The sequence below is a fragment of the Modestobacter sp. DSM 44400 genome (assembly GCF_900107175.1).
GTDB lineage: Bacteria > Actinomycetota > Actinomycetes > Mycobacteriales > Geodermatophilaceae > Modestobacter.
On sequence record NZ_FNOZ01000094.1, the window covers coordinates 1 to 6,605 of the forward strand.

A 6,605-nucleotide genomic window follows, 5' to 3' on the forward strand; every position below is an offset into this window, starting at 1 on the left:
CGCTTGCTGGCCGATCTACGCGCCCGATTTCACACGATCAGCCTGGTGTGGGCCGATGGCGGCTACGCCGGACGGCTGGTGACCTGGGCGAAGACCGTGCTGTCGATGACCGTGCAGGTCGTCCAGCGGACCGATGACCTCACCGGCTTCCACGTGGTACCGCGCCGCTGGGTCGTCGAACGCACCTTCGCCTGGATCAGCAAGCACCGCCGCTGCGTCCGGGACTACGAGACGCTCCCAGCCCACCACGAAGCCATGATCCACATCCCGATGATCATGACGATGTCCCGTCGCCTCGCTCGGACGGGCGACTGGTGAACTCAGTTTGAAGACGCTCTCTCAGACCCAGGTCGGCGTTCATCGTCAGGGCCGCGAAGCCGACGTCGACCCGGTCCAGGTAGTTGACCAGGTACAGCAGGACCAGCAACGGGACCAGCCGGACTGTCGCCCTGCGGACCACGCGGGCGTCGACCGCGGTGCCCTTCCCAGCGGGGCGGACACGGCTCCCCCTCCCGTCCGGCCGCCTCCGTTGGCGAGCGCGGCGGGACCTTAGATGGTGGCCCGGCGGGCCGGTCGCACCGCGTCCCCGGCCCGCGCGGCGTCCAGCGGGACGGCGGACCGCAGCACTGCCGGGCCGAGGGTCAGCACGCCGTCCGTCCGTGGAGCGCAGCGCACGCCCCCGCGGCCGCGCATCCCCCGGTGCACTCCCGGCGCAAGGACGACGTCCATCCAGGCGCACGGGTTCGCCGGCCGCCCGCCGGCCAGCACCACCTCGCCCTGCCCGGAGTCCAGGCTGAACACCTGGCCGCGGAGCGCCTCGACTTCCGCGCCGCGCAGGACGACGTTGCGCCGGGCGGCGAGCGGGTCCAGTGGCCCGCTGCCCAGCTCGCTGGCCAGCGCGTCGAGCACCTCGGCGGCGAGCACGGTGACCGCGGCGTCTCGGTGTGCGGGCCGGCCGAAGTACCGGTCCCCCACCACGCCCAGCCCGGCCCGCACCTCGATGCGGGTCACGGACTCCACCGGTCGGGCACGGGCGGCGGGGTCGGGCCGTCCGTCGTAGCGGTGCTCCGGAGACGCCAGCAGCCCGACGACCTCGACGTCGTACCGGTACGGCAGCTCGTCGTCGGTCACGGCTCGATCATCGCGGCTGGGCCCCGGGGTCGCGGTACGGGGCGGTCACTGCCAGCGTGGGGCCGTGGACCGCCAGACCGCTATCGCCCGCGCGACCGAGCCGTTCGACTCCGGCGCCTTCCTCGACGTCCTCGAGCGCCGGGTGGGCTACCGCACCGAGAGCGCCGACCCCCGGCGGGCCGGCGACCTGCGGGCGTACCTGACCGCCGAGATGATCCCCGCGGTCGAGCGGCTGGGCTTCACCGCCCGGGTGGTGGAGAACCCGGTCTCCCCCGGCCACCCGTTCCTCGTCGCCTCCCGCTCGGAGGGCCAGGGCCGGCCCCGGGTGCTCACCTACGGTCACGGCGACGTGCAGCCGGCGCACCCCGAGCAGTGGCGCGACGGGCTGGACCCGTGGCGGGTCGTCGTCGAGGGCGACCGCTGGTACGGCCGCGGAGTGGCCGACAACAAGGGCCAGCACACGGTGAACCTGGTGGCGCTGGAGCAGGTGCTCGCCGCCCGCGGCGGGCGGCTGGGCTACGACGTCACCCTGCTGCTGGACATGGGCGAGGAGTCCGGCTCACCGGGGCTGACCGAGCTGTGCGGGCAGCTGTACGACGAGCTCGCCGCCGACCTGCTGATCGGCTCCGACGGCCCCCGGGTCGCCGCCGACCGGCCGACGGTCTTCCTCGGCTCCCGCGGTTCGATGAACCTCACCCTCTCAGTCACCGCCCGGGACCGCGCCCACCATTCGGGCAACTGGGGTGGCGTGCTGAGCAACCCGGCGACGGTCCTGGCCAACGCGCTGGCGTCGCTGGTCGACGGGCGGGGACGGCTGCTGGTCGACGGACTCCGGCCGCCGCCGGTGCCCGAGCCGGTGCGGGCCGCGCTGCGCCGGATCGAGGTCGACCAGGGCCCGGCCAGCCCACGCATCGACCCGGAGTGGGGCGAGCCGGGGCTCACCCCGAGCGAGCGGCTCTACGCCTGGAACACCCTCGAGGTGCTGGCGATGACCGCGGGGGACCCCGATGCACCGGTCAACGCGATCCCGCCGTCGGCCCGGGCACACTGCCAGCTCCGCTTCGTGGTGGGCACCGACCATCCGCACGTTCGCGAGCTGCTGCGCGACCACCTGGACCGGGCGGGCTTCCGCCAGGTGCAGGTCGGAGTCGAGCACACGATGGCCGCGACCCGGCTGGACCCCGACGACCCCTGGGTGCCCTGGGCGCTCGCCTCTCTGGAGCGCAGCACCGGCACGGCCCCCGCGCTGCTGCCCAACCTGGGCGGCTCGCTGCCCAATGAGCCGTTCGCGCACGTGCTCGGGCTGCCGACCCTGTGGGTGCCACACTCCTACCCCGGCTGCGCCCAGCACGCCCCGGACGAGCACCTGCCGACCGGCCTCATCCGCGAGTCACTGCAGGTGATGGCCGGCTTGTGGTGGGACCTCGGCGAGCCGGGCGCCCCCTGGCCGTCGGCCCGACGCCCCTGAGGGCAGAAATGGCCATTTCTGCCCTCAGGGGCGTCAGCGGTCGGCGGTGCGGTGGATCGGCCCGTCCGCGCCGGTCAGCCGCTCGCCGCTGCCACCCCAGCGCCCGGCGATGATCTCCGCGGCGATCGACACGGCGGTCTCCTCCGGGGTACGGGCGCCCAGGTCCAGGCCGATCGGGGAGGACAGCCGGTCCAGCTCGTCGGGCTTGAACCCGGCCTCGCGCAGCCGGTCCAGCCGCTCGTCATGGGTGCGTCGGGAGCCCATCGCCCCGACATAGGCCACCGGTAGCCGCAGCGCGACCTCCAGCAGCGGAACGTCGAACTTCGGGTCGTGGGTGAGCACGCACAGCACGGTGCGCTCGTCGATCCGCCCCGCGTCGGCCTCGGCCTGCAGGTACCGGTGCGGCCACTCCACGATCACCTCGTGCGCGTCGGGGAACCGACGGGCGGTGGCGAACACCGGACGGGCGTCGCAGACGGTCACCCGGTAGCCGAGGAACGCCCCGACCCGGGCGACCGCGGCGGCGAAGTCGATGGCGCCGAACACCACCATCCTGGCCGGCGGGGCGAAGGAGGAGACGAACAGCGTCAGGTCGTCGCCGCGCCGCTCGCCGTCGTGGCCGTAGGTGAGCGTCGCCGTCCGGCCGGCGGCCAGCATGCCGCGCGCGTCGGCGGCGACGGCATCGTCGATCCGTTGTGCGCCCAGCGTGCCCGACATCCGGTCCGGCCAGAGCACCAGCCGCTGGCCCAGTCGGTCGTCGGGGCCCTTCACGCAGGTGACGACGGCGACCGGCTCGTGCGCGGCCACCGACTCGGCGATCTCGCCCAGCTCGGGGAACGACTCGCGGGACACCGACTCGACGTAGACGTCCATGATCCCGCCGCAGGTCAGCCCCACGGCGAAGGCGTCGTCGTCGCTGACGCCGTAGCGCTGCAGCGTCGGCGTCCCGGTCGTGACGACGTCCTGGGCCTCCTCGTAGACCGCACCCTCGACGCAGCCGCCGGAGACGCTGCCCACCGCCGTCCCGTCCGGACCGACCAGCATCGAGGCGCCCGGCGGGCGCGGCGCGGACCGCCAGGTGCCCACCACCGTCCCGACGCCGACGGTCTCCCCCGCCTGCCACCAGCCGATCAGGTCGTCCAGCACGTCACGCATCCGAGTCCTCCTGTAGTGAACGGCCCCGGCCAGAGGCTCGCCGCGAGCGTGCGAGTGGTGAGGAGGCCGGGGTCCTTTCGATCACCCCGACCAGCCGTTCAAACGCCGCCAGGCTGTGCCCGGCGACGAAGTGGTCGATCGAGGGCAGCGCGGCCTGCATGCCCCCGGTCAGCGGCTCGTAGCCGGCCCGGCCCTTGTGCGGGTTGACCCACACCACCGCGTGCGCCAGCCGGTGCAGCCGGGCCATCTGCTCGCCCAGCAGTTCGATGCCCCCCCGTTCCCAGCCGTCGCTGCAGACCACGACGACGGCGCCGCGCGCGGTGCCGCGCTGCCCCCAGCGGTCCAGGAAGGCCTTGAGCACCTCACCGAGCCGCGTACCGCCGGACCAGTCGGGGATCGCGCCACCACTGGCGGCCAGCGCCTTGTCCGGGTCGCGCAGCCGCAGCTCCCGGGTGACCCGGGTCAGCCGGGTGCCGATGGTGAACACCTCGGTGCTGGCCGGCCGGGCCCGGACGGCGGCGTGCGCGAACCTCAGCAGCGCGTCGGCGTAGGGGCTCATCGACCCGGACACGTCGACCAACAGCACCACGCGGCGTGGGCGGGGCTGGGCCCGGTGATACATCAGCCGGCTGACCTCGCCGCCGTCGCGGAGCGCGCGGCGCACCGTGCGGGCGGCGTGGACCGAACCGTGGGCTGCGGGCCGGCGACGGCGGGAGGGCCGCATCGGCGCTGCCGGGACCAGCAGGGTGAACAGCCGGCGGAGCTGGTCACGCTCGGCGATGGTCAGCTCCCCGACGTCCCGGTGCCGCAGCACCTCGTCGCCGCTGGCCCGGGTGGCCAGGTCGGCGGGCTCCCCGCCGTCCTCACCGGCCGCGCTGCTCTCGATCGGCGCGCTCTGCACGACCCGCTGCTGCTCCGGGCCGGTCGACCTGCGGGCGTGCGGCGCCTCGCCGCCGAAGAAGGCGGCGAAGGCGGCGTCGTAGCGGTCCAGGTCGTCGGGACTGGCGCACAGGGTCAGCCGGCCGGCCCAGTAGACGGCGGTCGGGTCGAGGACGTCGAGGTGCCCGATCGCGGACAGCATGGCCTCGACCCGGTCGGGGGAGGCTGCCACGCCGGCGTGCCGCAGCGTCCGGGCAAAACCGAGCACAGTGTCCACGACGTCCCGGACGACCGCCGGCAAAGGATCCTTTCCACCCACATTCGGCGCCAAAAGTGGGTGTAGAGCTTCCTTTGCCTCGTCGACCAGCTGGTCAGCCGCCACCGAACAGCGCCCCCCGGGCGAGTGCCTGCACCCGGTCGGTGTCCTCCCGGTACTTGAGCACCGCACCCAGCGTGCGGGCGGCGGTGTCCGGATCGAGCTCGCGGGCGCCGAGGGCGTGCAGTGCGGTGGCCCAGTCCATCGCCTCGGCCACGCCAGGGGGCTTGAGCAGGTCCAGCGTGCGCAGCTTCGCGGTCGCCCGGGCGACCTGGCGGGCCAGCTCCTCGGTCACCTGGGGCAGCCGGCTGCGCAGGATGGCGACCTCGCGCTCGAAGTCGGGGTGCTCGAGCCAGTGGTAGAGGCAGCGGCGCTTGAGCGCGTCGTGCACCTCGCGAGTGCGGTTGGAGGTGAGCACGACCAGCGGCGGGGTCTCCGCGCGCACCGTGCCCAGCTCGGGGATGGAGATGGTGAAGTCGCTGAGCACCTCCAGCAGGAACGCCTCGAACTCGTCGTCGGCCCGGTCGACCTCGTCGACCAGCAGCACCGACGGGGAGTCCTCCAGGGCCTGCAGCAGCGGGCGGGCCAGCAGGAATCGACGGTCGTAGAGGGACGCCTCGAGCTCCTCGGTGGCGTGTCCGTCGTGGGCGGCCTCCGCGGCGCGCAGGTGCAGCAGCTGGCGGCCGAAGTCCCAGTCGTACAGCGCCTGGCTGGCCTCCAGGCCCTCGTAGCACTGCAGCCGGTACAGCGGCCGTCCGGTGACCTCGGCCAGCGCGCGGGCCAGCGCGGTCTTGCCCACGCCCGCCTCGCCCTCCAGGAACAGGGGGCGGTGCATGACCAGCGCCAGGTAGGCCGCCGTCGTCAGGCCCTCGTCGGGCAGGTAGCCGGTGGCCGCCAGGGCGGCGGCGAGCGCGTCGGGGTCGCCGGGCAGGACCGGCCGGGACGGCGGGGTGGGCTCGCTCACATCCTGCAGCATCCCACCCGCCCGGGCCGGGCGTCGGCGGAGCCGCTGGTCAGCGCAGTCGCACGGGTCCGGCGTCGATCGGCGTCCGGAAGAGGATCGTCTGCCCCACCTCGTCGGTGGTCAGGTCGACGCAGACCAGCTTGGGGCCGCCGTGCTCGGTGGGTGCGAACATCGGGCTCCCGGTGTCCAGCAGCCACAGCCGGTCGGCCGGGTCGACGACGATGCTCTGCACCGACACCAGCCGCTCCGGGTCGGCGTCCGAACGGTTGTCGTTTGAGCTCCTTGCTGGGAAAGGCGACCACGTCGCCGTCCCGGACCTCACCGACGGTGAAACCGACCTCGTCGCCCCACTCGGGGTAACAGACGAAGACCCGGCCGGTGTGCGACACCGAAACCCCGGTCGGCATGGCCTCAGAGAGCGTCTTCAAACTGAGTTCACCAGTCGCCCGTCCGAGCGAGGCGACGGGACATCGTCATGATCATCGGGATGTGGATCATGGCTTCGTGGTGGGCTGGGAGCGTCTCGTAGTCCCGGACGCAGCGGCGGTGCTTGCTGATCCAGGCGAAGGTGCGTTCGACGACCCAGCGGCGCGGTAACACGTGGAAGCCGGTGAGGTCATCGGTCCGCTTGACGACCTGCACGGTCATCGACAGCACGGTCTTCGCCCAGGTCACCAGCCGTCCGGCGTAGC

General features: G+C 73.6%; 8 protein-coding genes. 2 read left to right on the plus strand and 6 right to left on the minus strand.

The genetic code is table 11. The annotated features are described in order from the left end of the window. On the plus strand, positions 1-318 hold a 318-nt coding region (locus BLW04_RS24195; protein WP_139307016.1), incomplete at its 5' end, for a transposase. A gap of 231 nt (positions 319-549) precedes the next feature. On the opposite strand, the gene BLW04_RS24205 is transcribed toward BLW04_RS24195, so the two are convergent. Next, positions 550-1,131, minus strand: coding sequence for an MOSC domain-containing protein (locus tag BLW04_RS24205; RefSeq protein WP_091548073.1), 582 nt, complete (start codon positions 1,129-1,131; stop codon positions 550-552). Between the two features lie 64 nt (positions 1,132-1,195). Here BLW04_RS24205 and BLW04_RS24210 point away from each other — a divergent pair, with 64 nt between their 5' ends. After that, positions 1,196-2,599 (plus strand): M20 family metallopeptidase, encoded by a 1,404-nt coding sequence (locus BLW04_RS24210; protein WP_091548076.1) that lies wholly within the window; start codon positions 1,196-1,198, stop codon positions 2,597-2,599. A gap of 33 nt (positions 2,600-2,632) precedes the next feature. Here BLW04_RS24210 and BLW04_RS24215 read toward each other — a convergent pair whose 3' ends face one another. The 5 genes from BLW04_RS24215 to BLW04_RS29910 form a co-directional block, all read right to left on the minus strand. Beyond that, positions 2,633-3,754: an XdhC family protein gene (locus BLW04_RS24215; protein ID WP_091548078.1), complete on the minus strand. Its 1,122-nt coding sequence runs from the start codon at positions 3,752-3,754 to the stop codon at positions 2,633-2,635. Next, positions 3,747-4,910 carry a vWA domain-containing protein gene (locus BLW04_RS24220; RefSeq protein ID WP_254781956.1) on the minus strand — a complete coding sequence of 388 codons (1,164 nt, stop codon included), beginning with the start codon at positions 4,908-4,910 and terminating at the stop codon, positions 3,747-3,749. The genes BLW04_RS24215 and BLW04_RS24220 overlap by 8 nt, the downstream gene beginning before the upstream one ends. A 94-nt stretch (positions 4,911-5,004) precedes the next feature. Further along, positions 5,005-5,913: an AAA family ATPase gene (locus BLW04_RS24225; protein WP_371327823.1), complete on the minus strand. Its 909-nt coding sequence runs from the start codon at positions 5,911-5,913 to the stop codon at positions 5,005-5,007. A 49-nt stretch (positions 5,914-5,962) separates the two neighbouring features. Then, positions 5,963-6,151 carry an L-dopachrome tautomerase-related protein gene (locus BLW04_RS27845; protein ID WP_217631251.1) on the minus strand — a complete coding sequence of 63 codons (189 nt, stop codon included), beginning with the start codon at positions 6,149-6,151 and terminating at the stop codon, positions 5,963-5,965. Positions 6,152-6,348: 197 nt separating this feature from the next. Further along, the coding region (locus BLW04_RS29910) for a transposase (protein ID WP_139307017.1) at positions 6,349-6,605 on the minus strand (257 nt) is incomplete at its 5' end.